Source organism: Streptomyces sp. NPDC036815 (assembly GCF_055609205.1).
Window position 1 is genome coordinate 820,444 of sequence record NZ_JBVJPW010000001.1, and the last position, 25,681, is coordinate 846,124.

At 73.2% G+C, this 25,681-nt stretch carries 23 protein-coding genes and 1 riboswitch; of the genes, 8 read left to right on the top strand and 15 right to left on the bottom strand.

Features of this window, described 5'->3' with window-relative positions; translation table 11 throughout:
* The 5 genes from ACZ69I_RS03610 to ACZ69I_RS03630 all read right to left on the bottom strand — a co-directional run bounded on the left by ACZ69I_RS03610 (position 1) and on the right by ACZ69I_RS03630 (position 7,718).
* Positions 1-1,071, bottom strand: a complete 1,071-nt coding sequence (locus tag ACZ69I_RS03610) for a PDR/VanB family oxidoreductase (protein ID WP_470830360.1) — start codon at positions 1,069-1,071, stop codon at positions 1-3.
* A 1-nt stretch (position 1,072) separates the two neighbouring features.
* A complete protein-coding gene (locus ACZ69I_RS03615) occupies positions 1,073-1,987 on the bottom strand; it encodes a metal-dependent hydrolase (protein WP_467668441.1) in 915 nt (304 codons plus the stop codon).
* A 61-nt stretch (positions 1,988-2,048) separates the two neighbouring features.
* Positions 2,049-3,956, bottom strand: a complete 1,908-nt coding sequence (locus ACZ69I_RS03620; RefSeq protein WP_470830361.1) for a hypothetical protein — start codon at positions 3,954-3,956, stop codon at positions 2,049-2,051.
* Positions 3,957-4,003: 47 nt separating this feature from the next.
* On the bottom strand, positions 4,004-4,507 hold the full coding sequence (locus tag ACZ69I_RS03625; RefSeq protein WP_467668437.1) for a tetratricopeptide repeat protein: 504 nt from the start codon (positions 4,505-4,507) through the stop codon (positions 4,004-4,006).
* Positions 4,508-4,577: 70 nt separating this feature from the next.
* Positions 4,578-7,718: an alpha-N-acetylglucosaminidase gene (locus ACZ69I_RS03630; protein ID WP_470830362.1), complete on the bottom strand. Its 3,141-nt coding sequence runs from the start codon at positions 7,716-7,718 to the stop codon at positions 4,578-4,580.
* A gap of 141 nt (positions 7,719-7,859) precedes the next feature.
* On the opposite strand from ACZ69I_RS03630, the gene ACZ69I_RS03635 reads away from it, so the two are divergent.
* Complete coding sequence (locus ACZ69I_RS03635) at positions 7,860-8,249, top strand: hypothetical protein (protein ID WP_467668433.1); 390 nt, start codon at positions 7,860-7,862, stop codon at positions 8,247-8,249.
* A 19-nt stretch (positions 8,250-8,268) separates the two neighbouring features.
* On the opposite strand, the gene ACZ69I_RS03640 is transcribed toward ACZ69I_RS03635, so the two are convergent.
* Genes ACZ69I_RS03640 through ACZ69I_RS03650 form a run of 3 tightly spaced genes read right to left on the bottom strand, consistent with a single transcriptional unit; the run spans position 8,269 to position 11,600 of the window.
* Positions 8,269-9,642 carry a DUF1996 domain-containing protein gene (locus ACZ69I_RS03640; RefSeq protein ID WP_470830363.1) on the bottom strand — a complete coding sequence of 458 codons (1,374 nt, stop codon included), beginning with the start codon at positions 9,640-9,642 and terminating at the stop codon, positions 8,269-8,271.
* A 51-nt stretch (positions 9,643-9,693) separates the two neighbouring features.
* Positions 9,694-10,344 (bottom strand): LuxR C-terminal-related transcriptional regulator, encoded by a 651-nt coding sequence (locus tag ACZ69I_RS03645; RefSeq protein ID WP_467668429.1) that lies wholly within the window; start codon positions 10,342-10,344, stop codon positions 9,694-9,696.
* The gene (locus ACZ69I_RS03650; RefSeq protein ID WP_470830364.1) at positions 10,329-11,600 is read right to left on the bottom strand and encodes a sensor histidine kinase; all 1,272 of its coding nucleotides are present in this window, start codon (positions 11,598-11,600) and stop codon (positions 10,329-10,331) included. Before ACZ69I_RS03650 ends, ACZ69I_RS03645 begins: the two co-directional genes overlap by 16 nt.
* Positions 11,601-11,850: 250 nt before the next feature.
* Between ACZ69I_RS03650 and ACZ69I_RS03655 the strand changes: the two genes are divergently transcribed.
* On the top strand, positions 11,851-14,040 hold the full coding sequence (locus ACZ69I_RS03655) for an MMPL family transporter (RefSeq protein WP_470830365.1): 2,190 nt from the start codon (positions 11,851-11,853) through the stop codon (positions 14,038-14,040).
* Between the two features lie 77 nt (positions 14,041-14,117).
* Here ACZ69I_RS03655 and ACZ69I_RS03660 read toward each other — a convergent pair whose 3' ends face one another.
* From ACZ69I_RS03660 to ACZ69I_RS03680, 5 genes are all read right to left on the bottom strand, one after another.
* On the bottom strand, positions 14,118-15,104 hold the full coding sequence (locus tag ACZ69I_RS03660) for an NAD-dependent epimerase/dehydratase family protein (RefSeq protein WP_470830366.1): 987 nt from the start codon (positions 15,102-15,104) through the stop codon (positions 14,118-14,120).
* Between the two features lie 81 nt (positions 15,105-15,185).
* Positions 15,186-15,755, bottom strand: coding sequence for a winged helix-turn-helix domain-containing protein (locus ACZ69I_RS03665; RefSeq protein ID WP_467668421.1), 570 nt, complete (start codon positions 15,753-15,755; stop codon positions 15,186-15,188).
* Positions 15,756-16,035: 280 nt separating this feature from the next.
* Positions 16,036-17,064 carry a glutamine synthetase gene (gene glnII / locus ACZ69I_RS03670; RefSeq protein ID WP_470830367.1) on the bottom strand — a complete coding sequence of 343 codons (1,029 nt, stop codon included), beginning with the start codon at positions 17,062-17,064 and terminating at the stop codon, positions 16,036-16,038.
* Positions 17,065-17,211: 147 nt separating this feature from the next.
* Positions 17,212-17,682, bottom strand: a complete 471-nt coding sequence (locus ACZ69I_RS03675; RefSeq protein ID WP_467668417.1) for a hypothetical protein — start codon at positions 17,680-17,682, stop codon at positions 17,212-17,214.
* A 141-nt stretch (positions 17,683-17,823) separates the two neighbouring features.
* Positions 17,824-18,192 carry an arsenate reductase family protein gene (locus tag ACZ69I_RS03680; protein WP_467668415.1) on the bottom strand — a complete coding sequence of 123 codons (369 nt, stop codon included), beginning with the start codon at positions 18,190-18,192 and terminating at the stop codon, positions 17,824-17,826.
* Positions 18,193-18,360: 168 nt separating this feature from the next.
* On the opposite strand from ACZ69I_RS03680, the gene ACZ69I_RS03685 reads away from it, so the two are divergent.
* On the top strand, positions 18,361-18,669 hold the full coding sequence (locus ACZ69I_RS03685; RefSeq protein ID WP_467668413.1) for a hypothetical protein: 309 nt from the start codon (positions 18,361-18,363) through the stop codon (positions 18,667-18,669).
* A gap of 95 nt (positions 18,670-18,764) precedes the next feature.
* On the top strand, positions 18,765-19,754 hold the full coding sequence (locus ACZ69I_RS03690; protein ID WP_470830368.1) for an alpha/beta hydrolase family protein: 990 nt from the start codon (positions 18,765-18,767) through the stop codon (positions 19,752-19,754).
* Positions 19,755-19,845: 91 nt separating this feature from the next.
* On the opposite strand, the gene ACZ69I_RS03695 is transcribed toward ACZ69I_RS03690, so the two are convergent.
* Positions 19,846-20,604, bottom strand: coding sequence for an alpha/beta hydrolase (locus tag ACZ69I_RS03695; RefSeq protein WP_470830369.1), 759 nt, complete (start codon positions 20,602-20,604; stop codon positions 19,846-19,848).
* 59 nt (positions 20,605-20,663) lie between these two features.
* Here ACZ69I_RS03695 and ACZ69I_RS03700 point away from each other — a divergent pair, with 59 nt between their 5' ends.
* On the top strand, positions 20,664-21,635 hold the full coding sequence (locus ACZ69I_RS03700; protein WP_470830370.1) for an asparaginase: 972 nt from the start codon (positions 20,664-20,666) through the stop codon (positions 21,633-21,635).
* Here the strand turns inward: ACZ69I_RS03700 and ACZ69I_RS03705 are convergent.
* Entirely contained in the window at positions 21,632-22,762 is a 1,131-nt protein-coding gene (locus ACZ69I_RS03705; protein ID WP_470830371.1) for an HAD family hydrolase, read from the bottom strand. The genes ACZ69I_RS03700 and ACZ69I_RS03705 overlap by 4 nt on opposite strands.
* A 212-nt stretch (positions 22,763-22,974) precedes the next feature.
* Here ACZ69I_RS03705 and ACZ69I_RS03710 point away from each other — a divergent pair, with 212 nt between their 5' ends.
* The 3 genes from ACZ69I_RS03710 (at position 22,975) to ACZ69I_RS03720 (ending at position 25,624) form a co-directional block, all read left to right on the top strand.
* The gene (locus ACZ69I_RS03710; protein WP_470830372.1) at positions 22,975-23,844 is read left to right on the top strand and encodes an AraC family transcriptional regulator; all 870 of its coding nucleotides are present in this window, start codon (positions 22,975-22,977) and stop codon (positions 23,842-23,844) included.
* On the top strand, positions 23,841-24,317 hold the full coding sequence (locus ACZ69I_RS03715) for a VOC family protein (RefSeq protein ID WP_470830373.1): 477 nt from the start codon (positions 23,841-23,843) through the stop codon (positions 24,315-24,317). Before ACZ69I_RS03710 ends, ACZ69I_RS03715 begins: the two co-directional genes overlap by 4 nt.
* A gap of 18 nt (positions 24,318-24,335) precedes the next feature.
* Positions 24,336-24,520, top strand: a riboswitch (cobalamin riboswitch).
* A 66-nt stretch (positions 24,521-24,586) separates the two neighbouring features.
* The gene (locus ACZ69I_RS03720) at positions 24,587-25,624 is read left to right on the top strand and encodes an ABC transporter substrate-binding protein (protein WP_467668399.1); all 1,038 of its coding nucleotides are present in this window, start codon (positions 24,587-24,589) and stop codon (positions 25,622-25,624) included.
* Positions 25,625-25,681: the final 57 nt, after the last annotated feature.

Below are 25,681 nucleotides of genomic sequence, written 5' to 3' on the forward strand. Positions count from 1 at the left end.
TCACATGTCGAGCACGAGCCGCTCGCCGCGCGCCCGCGAGACGCAGAGGAGCATGGACCCGGCCCGCTCGCCGTCGGTGAGGAGCTCGTCGCGGTGGTCGATCTCCCCTTCCACGACGCGCTGTTGGCACGTCCCGCAGAACCCCTGCTCGCAGCTGTAGGGGGTGTTGGGCAGCTCGGCGCGGACCGCGGCGAGCACCGTGGTGTCCGCGGCGACCGCCACCGTGCGTCCGCTGCGCCGCAGTTCGACCTCGAAGGGGGCGTTGCCTTCGAGGGAGGTGCGGGGCGAGAACCGTTCCAGGTGCAGCGTGCACCCCTCGGGCAGCGCGGCGTCGACGGCGTCCAGCAGGGGCTCGGGGCCGCACACGTGGACGGCGGTGCCGCGCCGCGTGCCGTCCAGGAAGGCGGCGAGGTCCGGCAGTCCGGCCTCGTCCTCGGCGACGACGGTGACCCGCTGCCGCCCGGCGCCGCCGAGCTTCTCGACCTCTTCCAGGAACGGCATCGACGCGCGTGAGCGCCCGCCGTACAGGAGCCGCCACGGGGCCCCGGAGGCCTCGACGGCCCGCAGCATCGGCAGGATCGGCGTGATCCCGATGCCCCCCGCCACGAAGACGTAGGACGGGGCGTCGGCGAGCGGGAAGCGGTTGCGGGGTCCGCGCACCTCGACCTCGGCGCCCTCCCCGAGCCGCTCGTGGACCTCGCGCGAGCCGCCCCTGCCGCCCTGCTCGGCGCCGATCAGGCGGGTCGCGACGGTGTACGAGGAGGAGTCCTCGGGGTCGCCGCAGAGCGAGTACTGCCGTACGAGGCCCGAGGGCAGCACGACGTCGAGGTGGGCGCCCGGCTCCCACCTCGGCAAGTCGTGGCCCTCCAGGCGCAGTTGGACGACGCCGTCGGCGACGCGCTCGTGCCGGGCGACGGTGAGCCGGAGCGCCCGGGAGCGCGGCTGCCCGGAGACCGGCTCCGCCAGGGCGGGCAGCGGCCACAGCGGGGAGGCCCCGATGCGGCGGCGCAGGGCCCGCCGGGTGAACAGGGCGGCGCCCGCGGCGAGGGCGACGGTGCGGATGCGGGGCATGTCAGGCGACCCCCTTCCCGGCGGCGAGCGCGGCGACGGCCGCGGGCGAGGAGGCGAGGTAGGCGACGGCCTGCTCCGTGCTGCCCTCCTGCGAGGGGTGGTAGTCCCGGCTGAGGTAGCGGGGGATGGAGCGGATCATGTCGCCGGCGGTGGGCAGCGTGCCCGCCCTGCCGCTGCGGTGGAAGTCCTTGAAGGACGCCTTGCCGTCCACGAGCGTCGGGTCGTTCTCCATGAAGAACCGCGTCCCGCGCTGCCAAAGGAAGACCAGGGCGGTGAACGCGGTCGCCCAGGTCCTGGCCCGGCGCCGGTAGCCGCCGTCGACGTGCATGAACAGCTCGAAGGCGACGGAGCGGTGCTCGACCTCCTCCGCGCCGTGCCAGCGGAGCAGGTCCAGCATCGTCGGGTCGGCGCCCCTGCGGTCCAGCTCCTCGGCGTTGAGCACCCAGTCGCCGAGGAAGGCGGTGTAGTGCTCGATGGCGGCGATCATCGCGACGCGCTCCATCAGCCACCAGCGGCTCGGCCTGCCGGGCGGCAGCGTCCGGTCGCCGAGCAGCTTCTCGAAGAGCCAGTCGACCTGCGCGGTGTACGGCGTCGGGTCGAGCCCCTGTTCCTTGAGGTGCGGCAGGACCTCGTCGTGGGCCTGTGCGTGCATGGCCTCCTGGCCGATGAACCCGATGACGTCCGCGCGCAGTCCCTCGTCCCGGATGAGCGGCAGGACCTGCTTGTAGACGTGCACGAACCAGCGCTCACCGGCGGGCAGCAGCAGGTGCAGCACGTTGATGGTGTGCGTGGTGAACGGGTCGTCCGGGAGCCAGTGGAGCGGGGTGTTCTCCCAGGAGAAGGAGACGTTGCGTGCCTTGAGCGGTATGTGCTCGGACGCGACGGGCTCGGGCACCCGCCTCTGCGTATTAGACATGGCGTCAATGTACTGAGCGGTAGTTCGGCGGTACAGGGGTCTGCGGGAGGAACTTCGGCGGCTACCGGGGCGGGCTCAGCTTCCTGCCGCCCGGCAACGTGCCGGTCAGACTGACCTCGGCGTCCCGCTCCGTCCGCGTCGCAAGGACATGGCCCGGCGTCCGCGCGCCGCCCGTCGCGGCGATGGACGCCACGTCCTTGCTCCCGGCGGCGAGCAGGTACCAGTTGCCGCCGCGCGACTTCCAGCGGACCCCCGCGAGGACATGGGGATCGCGGCTGCCGCACGTCGCGGAGTCCTCGGCCTTGGCGACGACCGCCCCGGTGGGCCCGTCGGCCGTCTGGAACTGGGCGAGGATCCGGCTGCCGGCGCCCCGCCAGGTGTCGGCGCGGGTGCAGACCCACTGCGCCGGACCGTTGCCCTCGGGCAGCGTCTGGCGCGCGTACGCCCAGGAGTTCACGGCCCGGACACCGTTCGAGCGCACCGACGCCAGGGAGCACGCGGACTTCGACCACTGGGCGGGCGTGGCCTCGCGCGGAGCCTCGGGGCGGCCCGCGGTCAGATGGGCGGGGACGAGCTCGCCGAGGTCGGACGACATGCGCACCGCGCCGGACTCGTCACGCAGCAGCAGCGCGTTCCACGACGTGCACCGACCGCTCTGCGCGGGCCCGGCGAATGGGTCGGTGACGCCGTCGCCGGAGCGGTGCAGGGGAACCGCCCGCGCGGCGGGCTCGAGCAGGTCCCGCACCGAGACGGACGCGACCCACGGGGCGGTCAGATAGCGGATGTTGCCGTCGGCGCGGTCCACGACGACGGCGTTCGCCTCGGTGCCGTCGGCGCCGTCCACCCGCGCGAAGTCCAGGGCCGCGCCGCTCGCGCCCTCCCTCGGCTCGGCGTACCGCACGATGCGCAGGCCGTCGTAGAGCAGCACCACGCGCGCGGAGTCGACGTCACCGGCGAAGAGCAGCTGGGCGGGGCCGGGCGGCGCCCCGGACGGGGAGCCCGGGGTCGCGGAGACCCGCACGGACTCGCCGGGCCGCGCCCAGACGGCGAGGGCGCGGCGCAGCAGCGCCCGGTCGCCGACGAGGTTGCCGCGGGCGGGCCACACGGAGAAGTCGGTGCGCGGGGACCGCTTCCAGGCCGAGGCCGTGGCCACCGTCAACTGGCCCGGGTCGAGGGCGGCCCGGCCCGCCGGGTTCTGCGCGTACGGGGGAGCGGCGGCGCCGTCGGGCCCCCAGCCCTCGCCCGGCAGCCCGAGCAGCGCTCCGCAGACCAGCGCGGCGACGGCCGCGACGCCCGCCGCCTTCATGTGCTGCCTGCGCCGCATCAGGTCCGTCGGCCTGGCCTGCAGGGAGCAGGGGTCGAACTCGGGCGACGCGAGCAGGTCGTACCGCTCCTCGACGTCGTCGGCCTCGTCCAGGGCGTCCTCGGGGTCGTCGCAGCCCGCCGCGGCGAGCACGGCGGCCACGGCCTCGTCGTCGAGTTCCTCGAGACCGCGCAGTACGTAGGCGGCGCGGGCGGCGCCGGACAGGGCGGACATCCGCTGGTCGAGGGCGAGTTCGTCGGCGCCGCCCGAGCGCGGGAACAGCCGCAACCCCCTCACCTGGGGAAACAGCGGCGGCAGCTGGGCCCGCTTGGGCCAGGAGGTCCACCGCAGGGGCTGCCCGGCGTCCAGGGCGCTGCGCAGCACCCGCAGGCGTACGTAGGCGTACCCGGGGTCGCCGTGGGGGCCGGAGCCGCGCTGCGCGGGGACGAGGGCCGCGTCGGCGCTCTTGCGGCTGCGGGGCAGGGCGCGCTGGGTGAGGGCGTGGGCGGTCAGGACCCGGCGGTTGCGGCCGAGGCTCGGCGGCAGCACCAGGTAGGCCAGCCGGACGAGCCGCGGGTAGTGCTCGACGAGGGCGGCCTCGGCCTGCTCCACGTCGACGACGGCCGCGGGGCCGCGGGGGTTCGGGGGCTTCGGGTGAGACTGCACATTCGACGACACGTTCAGCAAAACGAGCGAATCGTCGGATGGTCACCTCATGCCGGGGTGTCCTCCACGAGCGCGCGGGCGTAGTTGGCCATCGACCGCTGGTAGCGCGGCAGGTGGGGAGCGAGGGCGCCGAGCACCAGGGCGAGCCCCTCGCGCTCGCGCCCGAGGCTCGCCAGGCACAGGGCCAGGCAGGCCCGCACGGCGTCGTCGAGCTCATCGCTCGGAGCGACCAGTTCCGGGGTGAGCAGGGCGACGCCCTCCTCGGCCCGCCCGGTGTTCCGCAGGGAGCTGGCCAGCTGGACCGCGGTCCGCCGCCTGCGGTACGGCGGCAGTCCGCGCTCCAGCGCTTCCTGGTAGAGGGGCACGGCGCGGTCGGAGTGGCCGGTGGAGTCGAAGGCGCAGGCCCGCTCGAAGAGGCCGACCGGGTCCCCTTCGGGGAGTTCGGCGGCCAGTTCGTCGATGGCGGCGCGGAACTCCCCGGCGTTCTCCTCGCCGTACGCGTCCAGCGTGTCCCACGTCGCCGCGAGCCGCTTCTCCCAGTCGTCGTCCATTCCCTCACCCTCGCACCGCGGACCCCCTCACGTCACTCCCTTTACCCGCACCGCCCGCCGCCGCGCGGCGCTACGCGTCCACCTTCCAGCCGCTGAACTCCACCGTCCCGCGCCCGCCGTCACCCCCGTTCGTGGCACTCATGAACATCCCCACGTCCTGCGCCGCCACCGCACCGGCCACGGTCACCGTCGCCACGGTCCGCCAGGAGGCGCCGTCGTCCGTGGAGCACGCCCCGGTGAAGGAGTCGCCCTCGCGCGCGAGCCTCAGCAGCACCGGCGCCTTGATCCCGGTGAGCCGCTTGTACGTGTCCAGGGTGCCGTCGCCGTTCGTGTCGTACGACAGGACGACGCCGTTGGCCGGTGTGACGGCGAGGTTCACGATCCCGCGCGAGCCGGGGGTGCCCAGGGCCGCGCGGCTGATGAGACCCGCCCGCGCCCACGGCCCCGAGACCGTCTGGGAGTCGACGCGTACCGTCACCGACACCCCGTCCCGCAGCACCGCGTCCCGGTACAGCGCACCGAACTCCGTCGTCCCCTTCCACAGGTCCGCGCCGCCGCCGTCGATCGCGTACCGCCCGTCGAGCTCACCGAAGACGGCGCCGTTGTTCGCGTACGTGCGCCACGCACCGCTCAGCGGGCCGGCCTCGTACAGAGTGCCCTCGTGGACGGACCGCACCCGGCGCTCGCCCGCGGGGCCGTACTTCACCGTGATCTCGTACGGCAGCGGGCGCAGCGGCCGGTCCAGCGGAGTGTCCGGCGCGTCGGCCCGCCAGCCGGCCTTCGCCGTTCCCGCGGGCGGGACCCTCGGCAGCGAGACGGGTCCCGTCGGCTCCGCGTCGATGCCGGTCAACGCGAAGTCGACGCGGCCCGTGGCGCGCAGCCCGTTGACGTTGCGGAAGACGGCCTCCAGGCGGGCGTGGCCGCCCGGCGGGAGGGCGGGCGGCTCCGCGGTGACCTTGAGGTCGCCCTGGTAGGGCGCCCGGGCCAGGACGTCATGGACGCGGGACGCGGTGCGGTAGGCGGAGCCGACGGGCCGCAGCGGGTAGTCCTTGCGCTCCCGGGTCCACGGCTGTTCGAACGCGAACCAGTCGACGGGCTTCGGCGCGCGCCCCGCGGCCAGCGCGTCGGCCAGCTCGTCCAGCCACGTCTGCCAGCGGGGCACGTAGAAGTCGCTCATGAGGCCGTGCCATTCGCGGTTGCCGTAGTCGCGCAGCCGGCCCGCGTCGGCCGTGGCGCGCTCCCCCCACACGGTGATGAGCACCTTGGCGGTCCGCTCGAACTCGGCGGACTCGGCCTCGTTCGTGCCCATCCGCCGGGCGGCCTCGACCCACGGCCCGAGGAGGAACGCCGGGTCGGTGCCCGTCACCTCGTCCGAGAGCCGCATGAGCCGCAGCCACAGCGTCGACAGGGTGGCGAAGGTCTCGCGGTCCTTGCGGGCGTAGGCCGCCCGCAGCTGCGGCAGGAGCTGGCGGCTGCGGTGCGCGAGGGCCTGCCGGGCGACGTCCACCAGGTCGTACCGGTAGGCGGCGCTCGCCCGCAGCGCACTGCCCACGCCGAGCAGCCCGGTGAGCGCCGCGTCGAAGCGGCCGGGGTCGTAGGTGAGGGCGCGCGGCGCGAAGTCGGCGGCGCGGGCGGCCGCCAGGTCGGGCCGCGCGGCGAACAGGGAGTCGTGCGGGTCGCTGCGCTCGACGGCGGTGTGCTGGTAGGCGGTGTCGTTCAGCGCCTGCCAGGCGGCCCGCGCGTCGCGGTCGCGGCCGCCGTACCGGAAGTCGGCGTACGAGGAGAACCACGAGGACCGGTCCACGGGGTTCCTCGTCCAGGCCAGCTCCGAGAAGAGCTCGAAGGCGGCCGGGTCCCGGTCGGTGGCCTCCGGCAGGAAGGCGGTGCCGGTCAGCGCGCTGTTCTCCTTGTCGCGCCAGGCGAAGAACTTCTCGTTCCAGATGTGGGTGCGCGCCCCGATCGTCGTGCGGCCGCCGAAGTTGGGGATGGTGCCGAACGCGTACGGGGTGCCGCCCCAGTCCTTCTCCCGGTCCGTGACGCCCTTGAACCGGTCCGAGACGCCGTCGACGATCAGCATCCGCTTCTTGTCGACCGCGTCGAGGAGTTCGGGCAGCGGGTTGGCTTCCCAGCCGAGAATCACCCAGGTGGCCCCGGGCCGCGCCGTCCGCAGGGCGGCTTCCACGCCCCGGGCGGCCGCGGGCACGGGCACGTCACCCGCGGTTCCGCCCTCGTGCAGGAGGTCCATCTTGAAGTGGTCGGCGGGGCCGAAGAGGTCTTCCTGGTGGCGGTAGAAGGAGGCGGCGACCTTCGCGAAGGCGGTGGTGCGCGGGTCGAGCCAGTCGGGCCGCGGGAAGCCGTGCCAGACGCCCTGCGGCACGACCCGGGCGTCGCCGCCGTTGCGCTCCACGAAGCCGTCGGGCACGTGTCCGTAGTAGCCGGGGAAGACCGGCGCGATGCCGAGACCGCGCAGCCGGTCCACGATGCGACGGCCCAACCGCACGCGGTCGTCGATGAGTTGGTGCGAGAGGGGGCCGCCGTACCCGGAGAGGTTCTGCAGCAGCCACCAGGGCTGGTGCGAGGGGGCGGGCAGCCAGGCCCTGGCCTCCGCGTCGGAGTAGCCGAACTCCTGAAGTACCCGGTGGTACACGGCTTCCGCGCCCGCGATCACCATGACCTCGTTGCAGCCGTGCAGCGCGAGCACGTCGATCATCCGCTCCCAGTAGGCCCAGTCGGCGTACGGCGCGGTGTACCCGTCGTTGGTGTCGTTGAGGGCGAACCGGTGGGGGAGCGAGGTGGACCGCTCCAGCGGGCGGGCCGGGGCGGGCAGCCTGCGGGGCAGGTCCAACTGGCTGCCGTTCCAGGTGATGTGGGCGCCGCACACGTACTTCAGGTACCAGTGGACACCGGTGAGCAGCACGGCGGGCGTCGTGCCGGACACCTGGATCCGCCCGGTGGTGCCGGTGACCCGGAAGCGGTCCTCGCCCTTCCGCGCCGGGACGAGTCTGAGACGGATCTGCTCCGCGTGACGCGGCAGGAGTCTGTTGAGTGCCGAGCGCGCGGAATCCGTATCGAAGGCGGGGCCCCCGGTGGTCTCCGTGGGGCCGGTGGGGCCGTCGGCGGCGTGGGCCGGCAGCGGCACCCCGGCGACGGCGGCGCCGAGGCCGAGCGCGCCGGCGGTGCCGAGCACGGAACGTCGGGACAGTTCGGACATGTGTACCCCCTGAGGTGAAGGCTGCGGCGCACGGTATCCGTGCCGCACCCCGTGCTCAACGGTGAAGAGGGAGATGGCGTGTTCAAGTCGCCGGGTGAGGCTGGTGTGACGATGAGGGCAGCACGGAGCGCGTTTTCGGGCATGGCTGTGGGTGGGGTGCTGATGCTGGCGGTGATGGGGTGCGGCTCGGGGAGCGAGGGCCCGCCGAGGACGGCGAGCGGCAGCCTGGAGCAGCTGGCGGCGGAGGCGGGGTGCAGGCCCGACGTCCAGACGGACGCGGCCGAACTGCGCCAGGCCACCTGTGAGAACGGTGCCCGGCGCTACCTGCTCGTAACCTTTACAAACAGCCGTGGCCAGGCCGAATGGCTCGACGAGGCGAACGACTACGGGGGTACGTACCTCGTCGGCGGGACCTGGGTGGCGGTCGGCGGCGCCGGTGACATCGCGGCGCTGCGCGGACGGCTCGGCGGGACCGTGGTGGACGCCGCGGGCACACACGGCGAGGGCCACCACGGTCACCGGATGGGCTGAGAACGGGCCGGGCGCGGGGTCAGGTGCAGCGCTGTCCGGCGTTGACGCACTTCACGACGCGCCGCATCAGGCGCTCGTCGAAGACGTTGATGAAGTCGCCGTGGTCGGTCACGGGCTTGTGCAGCTGCTCGGGGAACGAGTCGACGGCGAAGCCGGGGCCCGGCGGCACGTCGTACACGATGCGCTGCACGAGCTGCGGGACGGCGCGGAACCCCTGCGGGCAGGCGCCGGTGCGCGGGTCGGCGAAGGCGACGTGGGTGCGGTGGTTGGCGCTGTCGGTGTTGCGGCCGTCCCAGCAGCTCTGGAACCTGAACGTCCGGACGACCTTGCTGCCCTCGGGGCAGATCGGGTACTTGTCCTTCAGCTGCCGGTTCTCGAATCCGGTGCAGCTCCAGGAGGCGTTGGCATTGGCGTCGCCGTTGGTGAAGGCCTTGGCGTCGCCGGTGATGATGCGCAGGAAGCGCGGCATCGCGGAGACCTTGCTCACCGGGTTCCCGGCGAACTGCAGCGTGACGGACGCGGGGGTCTGGATCTCCCCGACGTTCTGGTCCTTGCCGCCGCCGTCGGCCTGCGCGTCGTTCTCGTCCTTGCCGTTGCGCAGCCGCAGGACGGGCCAGTAGTACGTCGACTTGTCGCCCTGGTTGCGGCAGGTGGTCCGGCCGGCCGCGAGGGCGTCGTCGGTGGCGAAGGCGTCCGTCGCCTGATTGCCCACGTAGTCGTGCATGTGGTGCGCGCCGTTGCGCACGCCGGGCGCGGCGATGACGTTGTCCGGGTTGAACTTGCCGTTCTCGTTGCGGCCGCAGCTCGTGGTGAAGGTGCCGCGGGAGGCGTTGCGGCCGTTGCGGGGGCGGTCGACGTTGGGCCGGATGGACTGGATGCGCACGAAGTCGTCGGCCTCGGGTCCGTTGCCGCTACCGCTGCCGGTGTCGCCCTGGCCGGGCTGCTGGCCGGGCTGCTGGTCGTCGGCGCGCAGGGTGCACGGCGCCATGCCGTCGATGGCCTCGGGCCGGTCGCCGGCCCGGTCGAGGGCGTCGCCGATCCGGCCGATGGTCCCGCGCCGCTGCTCCTCCAGCGGGGGCAGGACGGATTCCTTGTCCTCGACCCGGCCGAACCGGGCGTAGGCCCGGGTGATCTGGCTGTCCAGCTCGGCGAGCCCGCGGTCCACCTCTCCGCGCGCCGCCCGCGGCACCTCGGCGAGCTGGTTGCCCACGTCCGGACAGCTGATGGTGGAGACCTGCTGCGCGGCGTTCTGCGGGGGCGGCCGGTCCGTGCCTTCCTCGGCGTTCGCGTAGACGTTCACCGCGACGAGACCGCCGCCGCCCAGCAGCAACGCCGCACAGGCGGCGACCACGCGCCGCGCGAGCTTCGATCGTTTTCGTGAAGTGCGTCCCATGGGGCTACATACGCATCAGGGGCCCGGCGTGTTCAGCGCCCCCGCTCCCCGTCAGCGCCCCTGATCCAAATAGGCGAGGACCGCGAGCACCCGCCGGTTGTCGTCGTCGGAGACCGCCAGGTCCAGCTTTCCGAAGATGTTGGACGTGTGCTTGGCGATGGCCCGCTCGGTGACGACGAGCTGCGCCGCGATGGCCGCGTTCGACCGGCCCTGCGCCATGAGTTCGAGGACCTCGCGCTCGCGCGGGGTGAGCGCGCCGAGCGGCTCCTTCGCCGAGTGCCGCGAGAGGAGCTGCTGGATCACCTGCGGGTCCATCGCGGTGCCGCCGCCCGCGACCCTGCGCACGGCGTCGACGAACTGCGCGGCGTCGAACACCCGGTCTTTGAGGAGGTAGCCGACGCCGCCGTTGCCGTCGGCCAGGAGCTCGCGCGCGTACAGCTGCTCCACGTGCTGGGAGAGGACGAGGACGGGCAGTCCGGGCCGGGCCCGGCGGGCGGCGAGCGCGCACTGCAGGCCCTCGTCCGTGTGGGACGGCGGAAGCCGGACGTCGACGACGGCGACGTCCGGCTGCAACTCCGCGAGGGCCTTGCTCAGTTCGGGCCCGCTCTCCACGGCCGCCGCGATCTCGAAGTCGAACGCCTCCAGCATCCGCACCAGGCCGTCGCGCAGCAGGAAGAGGTCTTCGGCTAGGACAACTCGCAAGGGATCTCCATGGTCACCATGGTCGGGCCGCCCGCGGGGCTGCTGACGGCCAGTACGCCGTCGAATGTACCGAGTCGGCGTTCGACACCGGTCAGCCCGGACCCCGCCCCCACCACCGCCCCGCCCCTGCCGTCGTCGGTGACGGCGATGCGCAGCATGCCGTCGGCGTGGTGAACGTCCACCCAGACGCGGTCGGCGCCCGCGTGCTTGATCGCGTTGGTCAGGGTCTCGCTGACCGCGAAGTACGCGGCCGACTCGACCGGCGCCGCCATGCGGGCGGGCAGCTCCACGTCGACCTCCGTGGCGACCGGCAGGCGCAGCGCGAGGGCCTTCACCGCGTCGCCGAGGCCCCGTTCGGCGAGGACCGGCGGGTGGATGCCGCGGACCAGGTCGCGCAGCTCGGTGAGCGCCTCGCCGGAGTTCTGCCGGGCCTTGGCGAGCAGCTCCTTGGCCTTGGCGGGGTCCGCGTCGATGAGCGCCTCGACGGTGCCGAGGTCCATGCCCATGGCGACAAGCCGGGCCTGCGCCCCGTCGTGCAGGTCGCGCTCGATGCGGCGCAGCTCGGCGGCGGAGTTGTCCACCGCGTCGTGCCGGGTCTCGGTCAACCGGTCCACGCGCAGCGCCAGTTCGCGCTCGCGCATGCTCGTGGTGGGCGCGAGGAGCGTACGGGCGAGCAGGAAGTGGCCGCGGATCAGGCCCGGGTTGACGAACACGCCGAGCACCAGGAGCGCGGTGCCGAGGGCCGCGGCCTGGTTGGCGGTGGACTGCGAGGTGACGTGGATGAAGCCGTACCACTCGCCGCCGCCCGCGTCGTGGATCGGCTTCCAGACGCCGAGGGCGAGGACCCAGCCGTACAGCCAGTAGAGCAGCAGCGCGGGAGCGAAGACCGCGCTGAGGAGTCCACCGGTCATGTCGACGAGCAGCCACTGCAGATCGCGCCAGGTCGCCGGGTCCTTGAGCATCGTCGAGCAGCGCTCCACCTGCCCGGTGACGCCGGTGCGCAGGTCGGCGGGGAAGGGCCGGTAGGGGACCGGGATCCGGACGTCCGACCACCGCAGGGCCTGATGGCGCCGCAGGGTCGCCCAGCCGCGGACCGCCGTGAGCACCGCGGGCGTGGTGAACACCCCGATGCCGAGCAGGATGAAGGCGAGCGAGAGGACGCTGAGGACGAAGAGGGTGACCGAGCCCGCGATCGAGACGATCGCCAGATAGAGTCCCCGCCCTCCGGCGATCACCGCGTTCCGTAGCCTCGTCATGGCCGTGAGCCCCTCTCGTCAGGTCGCCCGGCCGCTCCCGCGTCCGGCGCCCCCTCATTCTCGCTGGTCGCGCCGGTGCGGAGCACTGGGTCCCGCACCCGGGCGGGGGTGTACCTGACGACACCCCGGGGCCTCGCCCTGTGCTTCGGCGGGAGGGGGCCTCGGCGGCTGGGGCGGGCGGTCCCCGATTCCTAGCGTGGAGCACGTCTTATCCGGCGTATACACGCAGACTTGATGGGGGCGGATCGCCATGAGGCGGAACCTCGCGGCACGACTCGGGGTGTGGAGCGCACACCACCGGAAGGCGGCCGTCATCGGCTGGCTGGTTTTCGTGGTGCTCGCCACGGTCATCGGCGGGGCCTCCGGCATGGTCACCGCGTCCGACGACGAGATGGGCGTCGGCGATTCGGCCCGCGCCACGAAGATCCTCGCCGATGCGGACATCGACGAACCCGCGGGTGAGCTGGTCATGGTCACCGCCAAGGCCCCCGACGGCTGGCGGGACGCGGCCGCCGGCCTGTCGAAGGCGCTGACGGCGACCGGTGACGTACGGGGGCTCAAGGCGCCGCTGCCCTCCGAGGACGGCAGGGACGCGCTGCTGCGCTTCGAGATCAAGGGCGACTCCAAGGACGCGGCGGACCGGGTCCAGCCGGTCCTCGACGCCGTGGCGAAGGCGTCGCGGGACGGGGCCGAACACGGCGTCTCCGTCCACCAGTTCGGCGACGCGAGCTCCGAGAAGCACCTCTCCGACCTGCTGGCCGACGACTTCAAGAAGGCCGAGTTCACCGCGGTGCCGCTGGCGCTCGGCATTCTCCTGGTGGCCTTCGGCGCCGTGGTCGCGGCGCTGCTTCCGGTGGGCCTCGCCCTCACCGCGTGCGTGGCCGCCTTCGGGTTGCTCTCGCTGGCCAGCCATCGGCTGCACCTCTTCGAGACGACGTACTCGGTGATGTTCCTGATGGGCCTCGCGGTCGGCGTCGACTACTGCCTGTTCTACCTGCGGCGCGAGCGGGACGAGCGGGCCGCGGGCCGGGACGCCGAGACCGCCCTGCGGATCGCCGCGGCCACCAGCGGACGCGCCGTCCTGGTCTCAGGACTCACGGTGATGGTCGCGATGGCGGGCATGTTCCTGTCCGGTCTGCTCCTCTTCAAGGGCTTCGCCGTCGCCACGATCCTGGTGGTCTGCGTGGCGATGCTCGGCTCGGTGACCGTGCTGCCCGCGCTGCTCGCCGGGCTCGGCGACCGGATCGACGCCGGACGCATCCCGTTCCTGCGCCGCCGCGCCAAGAAGGCGGGGCACGCCGGTGGCGGGTTCGCGGGCACCGTCCTGAAGCCCGTCCTGGCCCGCCCGAAGTTCTTCGCGGTCGGCGCCGCCGTCCTCCTGCTCGCCCTCGCCGCGCCCGCGCTCGGCATGAAGACCGAACAGCTCGGCCTGGAGAAGCAGTTCGGCTCCGACGCCCCGCTCTCCGTCTCGTACAAGAAGATCACCGAGAAGTTCCCCGGCGGTCCGGCCCCCGCCCGGGTGGTCGTGAAGGCCGACGACATCGACGCGGGGCCGGTGCGGGACGCCCTCGGCTCGCTGACGCGGAAGGCGGGCGACGGCGCCGAGCTCACCGTCCACAAGGCGGCGGGCGTCGCGGAGATCGCCGTACCGCTGCCGGGCAACGGCACCGACGCCGAGGCGAAGAAGGCCCTGCGCGAACTGCGGGACGACACGGTGCCCGCGGCCTTCGACGGGGTGGACGCCGAGGCGTACGTGGGCGGGGACCTGGCGGATTCCGAGGACTTCGGCGACCAGCTCGGCAAGGGCATCGTGCCGGTCTTCGCCTTCATCACCGCGGTGACGTTCCTCCTGATGCTCCTCAGCTTCCGCTCGGTGGTGATCGCGGTGACGTCGATCGCGCTGAACCTGCTGTCGGTGGGCGCCGCCTACGGCGTCATGACCGCCGTCTTCCAGCACGGCTGGGGCGCCGATCTGATCGGCTCGGAGAAGGTCGGCGCGATCGAGAGCTGGATGCCGCTGTTCGTCCTCGTCGTCCTCTTCGGCCTGTCCATGGACTACCACGTGTTCGTGGTCTCCCGCATCCGCGAGTTCCGCGACCGGGGCCTGGACAACCGCTCGGCGATCCGCGAGGGCATCACGCGCACGGCGGGCGCGGTCACCGGCGCGGCCGTGATCATGGTGGCGGTCTTCGCGGTCTTCGGCACGCTGTCCATGCAGGACATGCAGCAGATGGGCGTGGGCCTGGGCGTGGCGGTCCTCCTGGACGCGACGGTGGTCCGGATGATCCTGCTGCCCTCCCTGATGAGCCTCCTGGGCGAGCGCAACTGGCACACGCCGCGCGCCCTGCGCCGGCTCCCGGCCCTCTCCCACGAGGAGGAGACCCCCGCCGCCCCGCGGCAGCCCGGGTGGCCCAACACCCCGGTGTCCAGCACCCGTTGACGAAGGCGGCCCGGCCCGGTCGGCCCGGCATGGCGCGGCCCCGGTGCGGCACGTCCGCACCGGGGCCGCGGCCGTCGCTACAGGCCCAGCGCCTTCGCCTCCTTCTCGGGGGAGAGCCCGACCACCGGGCGGTCCGGCCGCTGCGGCGCCGCGCCGCCGATGGACCGCAGCCACTCCCAGGTGTCGCGCACCGTGTCGGCCACCGGCCGCGTCCCGAGGCCCGCGTCGATCGCCTTCCGCGAGGACGTCCGGTGCATCGTGTCGTGCAGCTCGCCCGGCGCCAGCCACACCGGCAGCTCCGTCCACTGCTCGATGCCCGCGGCGAGCACCGTCTCCGGATCGGTCCAGCGCAGCGACGCGTCCGGGCCCGCCACGTCCGCGCAGGCGTCGAGCAGTTCCCCCATCGTGAACCGCCCCATCGGGCTGACCAGGTTGTACGGGCCGTGCAGCCCGGCACCCGCCGCGTGCAGGATCCACTCGGCGAGGTCCCGCACGTCGACGTACTGGATCTCCAGGTCGCGGGGGCCAGGGGCGAGCACGGGGCCGCCCCGCGCGACGCGGCCGAGCCACCACGGCAGCCGCCCGATGTTCTCGTACCGGCCGAGGATCAGCCCGGCCCGCGCGAGCACCGTCCGCTCGGCCCCGAATGCGGCGAGCGCGGCCAGTTCGCCCCCCCGCTTGTCCCGCGCGTACTCCGTCGCCTCCGCGTCCGGATCGCCGTCCACCACGGGGAAGCTCTCGTCGGACCCGGCCTCGCCCGGGTAGCGGTAGACGGAGCCGCTGGAGACGTAGACGTACCGGCCGGCCCGCTCCGCCAGGAGCCGGGCCGACGCGCGCACCACCCGCGGCGCGGCCGACCAGGTGTCGACCACCACGTCCCACTCGCCGTCGGCGAGCCCCGCGAGGCCGCCCTCGGCGGTGCGGTCGCCGTGCACGGCCGTGGCCCCCTCGGGCGCCGCGTGGTGGCCGCGGTGGAAGACGGTCACCTCCCAGCCCCGGGCGAGAGCCGCCTCGGTGACCGCACGTCCCACGAACTCGGTACCGCCCAGCATCAGAAGTCTCATGAGGGCGACTCTGCCCGGCCGACCCGCGCCGGGGAACCGGGTTCTGCTCCCGGCAGAGCCCGGCCCGTGCGGCGTCCCGGGTCAGCGCGGTGTGGGCGGCGCGTACTTGTAGCCGACCCGGCGCACCGTCTGGATCGTCCTGCGGTGCTCGGCACCGAGCTTGCGGCGCAGCCGGGCGACGTGGACGTCGACGGTCCGGCCGTCGCCCACGTGCCCGTACCCCCACACCGTGGTCACCAACTGGTCGCGGGTGTGCACCCGGTGGGGGTGCGCGACGAGGTGCGCGAGCAGCTCGAACTCCAGGTACGTGAGGTCGAGGGGGCGTCCGTCGACCTCGGCGGCGCGCTGGCCCGCGTCGATCCTGACCGGTCCCGCGGCGGGGACGGGCCGGGGCTCGGGCGGCGCGGGATCGGCGGTGACGGGCTCCTGGCCCGCCGGTACGAGGACGAGGTAGCCGACCATCGGGGGCTGCCCCGGCAGGGTCGGCAGGGTGTGCTGCGGCGCGGGCAGCCACGTGGCGCCCGGCGGCAGGAAGTCGGAGATCTGCGCGACCTCGTCGGGGGCGACGGCCCGCAGGCGGCCGCGGCCCGGCGCCGGAGGAGGGGTGAGGGCGGTGGGGGCGGTGGCGGAGAAGGATCGGGTGTTCGCCATGGTGGGATCAGCTCTTTCGCGCGAAGGAGTCGTCGAGAACGAGACGTACGTCGTGCGCGTCAGGCGAAGGCCGGTGAACGGCTTTAGAGGGCCCGCGCGTTCATCGCGCGGCAACACACCCGGTCGAAGTCGTGATGCTGCCGGGAGGGCCAGAAGGGCTCGAGGTCATGACGACCTGTCGCGGTGATCCGGTGGCTGCCCATGGCTCCATTGAATCAGATGGCGACGGGGGCGCCCACCAGAACCGGTGGGCGCCCCCGTCGACGACGGTGGGACGGGATCAGACCTGACCGGCCTTCTCGAGGGCGGTGCAGCACGTGTCGACGAGCAGCCGCGTCACGACGTACGGGTCGACGTTCGCGTTCGGGCGGCGGTCCTCGATGTAGCCCTTCTGCTCCACCTCGACCTGCCACGGGATGCGCACCGACGCGCCGCGGTCGGAGACGCCGTACTTGTACTCGTCCCAGGGCGCGGTCTCGTGCAGCCCGGTGAGACGGTCGTCGATGCCCGCGCCGTAGTTCTTGACGTGGTCAAGGGGCTTGGAGCCCTCGCCGAGGGACTCGCAGGCGGTGATGATCGGCGCGTAGCCCTCGCGCATCGCCCTGGTGGAGAAGTTGGTGTGGGCGCCCGCGCCGTTCCAGTCGCCCTTCACCGGCTTCGGGTCGAGCGTGGCCGACACCTTGAAGTCCTCCGCGGTGCGGTAGAGCAGCCAGCGGGCGATCCACAGCTGGTCGGACACTTCGAGCGGGGCGAGCGGGCCGACCTGGAACTCCCACTGGCCGGGCATGACCTCGGCGTTGATGCCGGAGATGCCGAGGCCGGCCGTGAGGCAGTGCTCCAGGTGCGCCTCGACGACGTCACGGCCGAAGATCTCGTCCGAGCCGACGCCGCAGTAGTAGCCGCCCTGTGCGGCGGGGAAGCCGCCGACGGGGAAGCCGAGCGGGCGGTCGCCCTCGAAGAAGGTGTACTCCTGCTCGATGCCGAAGATCGGCTCCTGCGCGGCGAAGCGGCCCGCGACCTCGGCCAGTTCGGCGCGGGTGTTGGACTCGTGCGGCGTCATGTCCGTGTTGAGGACCTCGCACAGGACGAGTACGTCGTCGCCGCCGCGGATCGGGTCCGGGCAGCTGAAGACCGGCTTGAGGACGCGGTCGGAGGCGTGACCCTGGGCCTGGTTCGTGCTGGATCCGTCGAAGCCCCAGAGCGGCAGCCCGGCGCCCTTCGCGTCGTCCGCAAGGATCTTCGTCTTGGAACGGAGCTTGGCGGTCGGCGCGGTGCCGTCGATCCAGATGTACTCAGCCTTGAAGGTCACGGGGGCCTCATCCTTTGACGCTCGGTACGGCGCAGAACGTGCGGGTGCTGCGGTGCCGCGGTGATGTGCGGCAGCCTGGCAACCGGCGATTTCCCGACCGTTGCCCTTGTGTGAACCCCGTGTTACCTGCGGCGGGTGTGGCCCACGTCACTTGATGACGGCGTTGGCGGCCGCGATCGCGAGCCCGATCGTCGCGTCGGCGCCGCCGATCAGGACCGCCGAGCGGCGCCGGTAGCCGACCCGCAGCGCGGCGAACGTGCCCCAGGCGAAGAGGAGGGCGGCGTTCAGGAGCAGCCCGCCGTAGGTGACGCGGCTCTCCGGCCAGTCCAGCGCGCCGGCGAGGATCAGCAGCAGCACGGTCGGCCAGCACGCGACGATCACCGGCCACTCATCCACGAGCGCCCAGGCCAGCTGGCGCCAGCGGTGGGTGCCGCGGCCCGGCCGGTGCGTCGACATGTGGTGCGCGTAGCCGTGGGCGAGGGCGGCCGTGCCCGCGGTCACCATGACCCAGGCCGCGTCGTAGTAGGGCGTGTAGGTGTCCCCCTGCGACTGCAGCGCCGCGAGCAGCGCGCTGGCGAGGACCGTTCCGTATACGCCTCCGAACATCCAGCTCCGCACGGCGCGCTCCTTCCCGTATGCCGGACGCGTCGTCCGGTCGGCGGTCGGTGAGCACCCCACGCTAGGCAGGTATATGTAACGGTTTGCCGGATTTACGTCATCGGTCGGAGGTCAACCGCGCGCGCTGCCGGGCCCCCGCCCTCAGCGCGACAGCGCGTCCCGCACCGCCTCCTCCGTGCGGCCCACCACCGCCGTGCCGTCGTCCGCCGTGATGATCGGGCGCTGGATCAGCTTCGGGTGGCCGGCGAGGGCCGTGATCCAGCGGTCGCGGGCCGAGGCGTCGCGGGGCCAGGCCTCGCGGTCCGCGAGGTTCAGCTCCTTGGCCTCCGCTTCCTGGGTCCTGGTGATGTCCCAGGGTTCGAGGCCGAGGCGGTCGAGGACGGCGCGGATCTCGTCCTCGGTCGGGACGTCGTCGAGGTAGCGGCGCACGGTGTAGTCGGCGCCCTCCGCGTCGAGCAGCGTGAGGGCGCTCCGGCACTTCGAGCAGGCGGGGTTGATCCAGATCTCCATGCCCGTACGCTACCCCGCGCCCCACCCGTTCCGGGCGGCGCGGAACGGGCCTGTTCGAATAGCCCAAAACCCGTCTGGCCAGCGGCGATTGTCAGTGCCTCGCAGTAGAATCACAGTAGTGTTCGAGGGCGCCCGACGGGGGGTCCTGACCGCGACAGGAGGATGCCTGTGCCCGCTGCCGCACTCACATCGAAGCGTGTGTCCAAGACCGTACCGAAGCCCGTCCTGATCGACCTGCCGTACGTACCGCTGGAGAAGAAGGCGCTGCCCGCCGGGCGCCCGCGCGAGTGGTACGTCAACCACAACCGCCGCCTCAAGGCGATGCGCCTCGCCATCGCCCTGCTCGACTCCGGTGTCTATCTGCCGAACCAGGCGAAGAACAGCACCATACGACGCATGGCGGAGGATGTCGGGATCCATCCGCCGTCCGACATCACCTGCCACATGGTGCGGGCGCTGATGCGGTACAGCCGCTGAGCAAGTACGGGGCCCGTGGCGGCAGTTGACTGCCGCAGGCCCCGTTTCCGCATGGGCCTGTGCGGTCGCGTGTGCGATGGGACATGCTGTGCCCCATGACCCTGCCGGAACCCGTCGGCGAACTGCCGCTCCTGATGACCGCCGAACTCCCGGACGGCACCCGCCTCCCGGTGCGCGGCCTGCGCGCCCCCGCACCGGACCGCTTCCTTCCGTCGGGCTCGGGTCCGGCGCCGGGTCCGCCCCCGGCCCCCGCGGTGCTGATCCTGCCCGCGATGGGCACCCCCGCCCGCCACTACCGCCGCTTCGCGCGCCAGCTGCACGACGAGGGGCTCACGGTGCTCACCGTCGACCTGCGCGGCCAGGGCGAGTCGACCCCCGGCGGCACCGGCCGCGGAGCGCTCGACCACGGCTACCGCGCCATCGTCGAGGAGGACTTCCCCGCGGTCGTCGCGGCGATCCGCGGCGAGCTCGGACCCGAACCGCCCCTGTACCTCCTCGGGCACAGCCTCGGCGGCCAACTCGGCCTGGTCTACGCGGCGGTGGCGCAAGGGAGCCCGGGGCGTCCTGGCGCCCCCGGCGTCGACGGAGTGGCGCTCGTCGCCACCGGGTCGGTCTGGTACCGCGCGTTCGGCCCGCTGCGCGGCCCCGGCCTGTACCTCCTCCAGCTCCTGATCACCGTCACGGCGACCCTGCTCGGCCGCTGGCCCGGCACCCGGCTCGGCTTCGGCGGCGACCAGCCCAAGGGCGTCATGCGTGACTGGGCACGGCAGGTGCGCACCGGCCGCTACCGCGCGAAGGGGTCCGCGCTCGACTACGAAGCGGCCCTCGCGGACCTGGAACTGCCCGTGCTCGCGGTCTCCGTGGAGCAGGACGGCTACGCCCCCGTCACCGCGCTCGACCACCTCCTCGGCAAGGTCCCGCGGGCCCGCCTCACCCGCCGCCCCTACACGACGCAGGAGGCGGGCCGTCGCCTCGACCACTTCGCGTGGACCCGGGCGGGCGCGACGCTGGCCAAGCGGGTGGCGGCGTGGACGGCCGACGAGGAGACGTCCGGCGTGCCGGCGACGGCGGCCACCGACCGCTGACGCGAGCGGAGCACGGCCCGGCGACGTCGCGTCACGCCGCGCCACGTCACGCCGCGCCGCGCCGCGCCGCGCCGCACCACGTCACCTCACGTCACCCGAGCAGGGCGTCCACGAGGCGGCGCCGGTCCGCCGCGTGGTCCCGCAGCCAGGCGCCCAACGCGTGGTCCGCCCGCGGCAGTTCGAGCCGCGTGAACCGCGCGCGGGTGGCGAGCGCCTCGCCGACGGCCGCCGTCACCTCGGGCGGGATCACCGCGTCGGAGCCGGGCACCACGAGCACCGCACGGCCGGAGAAGCCCCGGTAGACGTCGAGCGCGGCGGACTCGCGCCACCGGCCCGGCGTACGGATGATCTCGGTGAAGCGGCCGTCGCCGTCGCCGAAGGGGAGCGGCCAGGCCGCCGTCGCGTACACGGCGGGCGCGCACAGGCCGATGCCCGTGACCCGCGCGCCGAAGTGCGCCACCAGGTCCGCCACGGTCTGCCCGCTCATGCTGAACCCGAGGAACACCAGCTTCCCGGAGCCGGGCGCCCGCTCCTCGACCACCGCGGCCGCCTGCTCGAACCGCCGCCGCAGGCTCAACTCCCGCAGTGCGCCGGTGCTTTCGCCGTGCCCGGAGAAGTCGAGCGCGAGCGCCCGGCAGCCGCGCGCCGCGAAGTCGGCCTGGAGGGCGGCCAGTCGCTCCTTGCTGCCGGTGCCCGCGCCGTGCAGGAGGACGACGGTGACGGCAGGGTCCCGTACGGCGCCGGGCAGCGCCTGCGAGCAGCTGAGCGTCTCGCCGTCACAGGCGAAGGAGAAGGCGGACAGGGAGGCGGAGGGCGCGGCGAGGGGGTTCGAAGACAGGCTCTGAGTCATGCCGCCTATCCTCGGCCGGGCCCCCGAACCGTGGGGCGCGCAACGGGAAGATGAGGCGTATGGCACCCACCGTGTCCGTGTTCACCCTCGGCGGCACCATCTCCGCGCGGGGCGGCGGCGGTCCGGCCCGGCTGTCCGGCGCCGAGGTCCTCGCGGCGACCGGCGCGCTCCCGCCGGGCGTCGAGGTGGAGGTCCACGACGTCCGCAGGCTGCCCAGTTCCTCACTGACCGTGGAGGACGTGGCCGCCCTCGCCGAGCGGGTCGAGGAGGTGACGGCCGCGGGGCACGGCGCCGTCGTGGTCCAGGGCACCGACACCCTGGAGGAGACCGCCTTCCTCCTCGACCTCACCTGTACGCCCCGCACCCCCGTCGTGGTCACCGGTGCGATGCGCCGCCCCGACCTGCCGGGCGCCGACGGCCCGGCGAACCTGGCCGCGGCGGTCGCCGTCGCCGCGGACCCGGGGTGCGCAGGGCTCGGCGTCCTCGCGGTCCTCGCCGACGAGATCCACGCGGCCCGGCACGTGCGCAAGTGCCACACCACGTCGATCGCGACCTTCGCGTCACCGGGCGCGGGCCCGCTCGGCCGGGTCGTCGAGGGCAGGCCGCACGTCCTGCTCCGCCCGGCCGGGCCCACGGTCGCCCGCCCACTGAGCCTGCGCGGCCCGGCCCGCGTCGCCCTGGTGACGCTCGCGCTCGGCGACCGCGGGGAGCTCCTTGAAGCCGTCGACGACCGCTTCGGCGGCCTGGTCGTGGCGGCCTTCGGCGCGGGCCACGTCCCCACCTGGCTCGTCGAACCGCTGACCGCGCTCGCCGCCCGCATCCCGGTGGTCCTCGCCTCCCGCACGGGCGCGGGCCCGCTGCTCAGCGAGACGTACAAGGGCCCGGGTTCCGAGTACGACATGCTCGGGCGCGGTCTGCTCTCCGCGGGTCCGCTGGACGCGCCGAAGGCCAGGCTCCTGCTGCACGCGCTCCTAGCGGACGGCGCCGGCCACGCTCAAGTGGCCGACGCCTTCCGGGCGTTGACGCCCTAGCCGATCTGGTCCGGGGTCACCGTCAGCCACCGCTTGTCGGCGGTCACCTGCTGGCCGAGCTCGCGCTGCCGGTCGGCGTTCTTCTTCTTCATCCCATTGAGCTGCTTCATGTACGCGTCCTTGCGGTTGACCCACACGCGCACACCGCCGTGGTCCACGTCGGCGGAGTGGAACAGCATCGGGCCGTCGCTCGACGGGGTGTCACCGGCGGCGAGGATCGGCTTCCGCCACTCGTCGATGTAGGTGTTGATCGCCGCGGGCTTGCCCTCGTACCAGGTCAGCGGCGCCCACAGGTGCGGCGTCAGCTCGCGCTTCGCGAGCTTCGCGCGGTCCTTCTCGCCGAAGCGGCCCTCGGCGATCTCCTTGCGGGAGCTGGTCACCGCACCGGTCCTGCGGTCCTTGAGCTGCATGGACACGCCGATGACGTTCTGCGGCTTCACGCCGTAGCCGTACTTCGGGTCCGCGAGGACCATCCGCACCAGGTCCTCACTGGCCGCGCTGACCACGTACACCTCCACGCCGTGCGCGCGCAGCGTCTTGTAGAGCTGCCGCATGCCGCGCGAGAACTGCGGCGGCTTCACCTCGGTCTTCGTGAGCTTGCCGTCCTCGTAGTACTCGGCCGGGATCGGCTTCTTGTACGCGAGGAGTTCGTCGACGTACCCCTTGAGCTCCTTCAGCGTGAAGCCGGAGAAGATCTGCGCCGCCCAGGGGTAGGAGACCTGGTCGTCCACGTCGCACAGCCGCAGGTAGTAGCTGTAGAGGCTCTCCTTGTGACCGGGCTCGTCCTTGAAGGGGATGATCTTCAGGGACGGGTCCATGGTCTTGCGGGTGAGGACGCCCTTCATCTCCAGGAACGGCAGCAGCGCCTCTTCGAGGTCGCCCCGGTACGTGGTGTTGTCCGCGTCGAAGACCGCGTACGCGCCCTTGTGGTCGTTCTTCGCGATGACCTTGCCGAGCTGCTTCGCCACGGGCTTCGGCCAGTGGGACAGCTCGCGGGCGGTGGCCGCCGAGGTGTCGGCGGCGCTCGCCTCGCCCGTCGGCCACAGCGCGCCGCCCGCGAGGACGGCGGCGGCCAGCGCGCCCGTGGTGCCGATGAGGGCCAGCTTGCTCTTTGCCCGTACTGCCATGGTGTGACGTCCCTGCCGTTCCTGAGAGCGATGCGCGGCCCCGTCCGGAGCGGCGCGCAATGCTATGGGGCCCGGCGGACATTTCCCATGATCGAAGTCACCGGCTCCGGCGGGCATGGGGGAAGTGAACACGGGTAGGGGAGGGGGACCCTCGGGTGCTCACCGCGGTGGTCGCCGCGACCCCTCGGGACCCGCCGCGCATACTGGTTCGCATGGGCTCCCGTGAGTTCGTCAGGGCCGCGCCGCGGCTCGACGGCATGGTCGTCTCCGCCGTCGGCTACCGCACCGCGGGGCAGCGCCCCGCCCTGCACCGGGGCCTGCCCTCGCCGTACCTGACGGTGATCTTCTCGCTCGACGGGCCCATCGCCACCGGCGCCACCCCCGACCGGGCCACGGGGCCGGACGCGGCACGCACCGAGATCGTCGTGGGCGGCCTGCACCGGAGCCCCGCGTACGTCGTCCAGCCCGAGCACGAGGCGGGCATCCAGCTCGCCGTGCACCCCCTCGCGGCCCGGGCACTCCTCGGCGTGCCCGCGGCCGACCTGACCGGTCAGCTCGTCGTCGACGGCGCCGACGTGTTCGGCGACCGCGCCGCCGACGTACGGGAGCGGCTGTGCGAACTGGACACCTGGGCGGACCGGTTCACCCACCTCTCCGCCTACCTGCGGCGGCGCGCGTCCGACGGCCGCGCCGCGGGGGCCGTCCGCCCCGAGGTCGCCGAGGCCTGGGCCTGGCTGGCCCGGCACCGCGGCACGGGCACCCTGGGCGGCCTGTCCCGGCACGTCGCGCTCAGCGAGCGGAGGCTGACCGCGCTGTTCCGCGCCGAGACCGGCCTCAGCCCCAAGCAGGCCGCGCGCCTCATGCGCTTCCAGCACGCCAAGGCCGCCGTGGTCCGCGCCGTCGCGGCGGGCGCCCCGCCGGACCTCGCCCGGGTCGCGGCCGACACCGGCTACTACGACCACTCGCACCTCGTCCGCGACTTCCGGCAGTACACCGGGGCGAGCCCCACCCACTGGCTGGCCGAAGAGTGCCGGAATATCCAAGCCGGGGCGCACGGCAAGGACGAAGACTCGAAGACATGAACACCACACCGCACACCACACCGAACCCGAACCCCGAGCCGGCCCCCGCCGCGGGTGAGCACCTCACCACGCCCCCTCCCGCCGTCTGGCCGGGCGTGCAGGCCCAGGACGCCCCCGCGCTGATCGACTTCCTCGTCGACACCGTCGGCTTCCTGCGCACCGCCGTCTACGAGGACGGGGGCCGCGTCGCCCACGCCCAGCTCGACTGGCCCGAGGGCGGTGGCATCATGCTCGGCTCGTACGACCCGGAGGCCGCGGCCACCTGCGGCACACCCGGCACCGGGGGCGCCTACGTCGTCACCGCCCGGGTGGACGACCTGTACCGCCGCCTCACCGGGGCGGGCGTGAAGATCACCGCCGAGATCGAGGACAAGCCGTACGGCAGCCGCGAGTTCGCCATCGAGGACCCGGAGGGAAACCGCTGGTCGTTCGGCACCTACCGCGGCGAGCCGAGGCCCGCGCCGACCACGTGAAGGCGTGTGACAGGTGCGTGATAACTTGCGCAAGCCAGTCAAACCCACACCTGGGCCAGGGAATCCGGTGCGAATCCGGAACTGACGCGCAGCGGTGAGGGGGACGGGCGGGGCCACGGCCACTGGGTGTCTCCGGACGCCCGGGAAGGCGCCCCGCCCGGTCGATCCCGAGTCCGAAGACCTGCTGGCGCCTCCGCTCGCACACCGGGCGACGGAGGTCGTGACGCAGGCCAGGCTCCGCGTATGAGCCGTGAGACTCAAGGGATCACGTGTCCTCGACAGCCCGTACATTCGCCCTCCTCTGTGCCGGTCTGCTCGCGCTCACCGCGTGCGGCGACGGCTCCGCACGGAACTCCGCGCACTCCGGGGGCGGGAGCGCCGACGGCTATCCGGTCACGGTCACCTCCTGCGGCAAGGAGGCGAAGGTGACGGCGCCGCCGCGGCGGGCCGTCTCCCTCGACCAGGGATCCACGGAGATCCTGCTCTCCCTCGGCCTCGCCGACCGGATGGTGGGCACCGGCACCTGGACCGACCCGGTCCTGAAGAACCTGGCGAAGGACAACGCGAAGGTGGAGCGCCTCGCCGACCGCTACCCGTCGCTGGAGAAGGTCCTCGCCAAGGAGCCGGACTTCGTCAGCGCCTCCTTCCTCTACACGGTCGGCAAGGGCGGCGTCGCCGACCGTACGAAGTTCGGCGAGCTCGGCGTGCCCGTCTACGTCTCGCCCACCGACTGCGCGGGCAAGGACAACGACGGCGCGGGCGACGGCAAGCGCGTGAAGACCCTCACCATGGAGAGCGTCTACGGCGAGGTGCGCGACCTCGCGAAGGTCTTCGACGTGAAGAAGCGCGGCGAGAAGCTGATCGCGGGCATGAAGGACCGCGTCACGGCGGCCACGAAGGACATCGACGCCTCCGACGCGCGCCTCATGTACTGGTTCGCCAATTCCGACGCCCCGTACATGGCGGGCTGCTGCGGCGCCCCCGGCATCATCACCCGCGAACTCGGCGCGAAGAACGTCTTCGACGACACCCGCGAGGAGTGGCCCCAGATCAACTGGGAGACCGTCGCCGACCGCGACCCCGACGTCATCGTCCTCGGCGACCTCACGCGCAAGTCGCAGTCGGCCGAGAGCGCCGCCGCGAAGATCGAGTTCCTGGAGTCCAACCCGGCGACGAAGAACCTGACCGCCGTGAAGAAGAAGCGGTACGTGCTGCTCAGCGGCCAGGCCATGAACCCCACGATCCGCACGGTCGACGGCATCGAACAGGTCGCGGCCGCGCTGCGGAAGTTCGGACTCGTCACGTGACGCGGGTGGGCGGGGTGGCGCCCGGCACGGAGGAGGTGGCGCCCGGCACGCGGGACG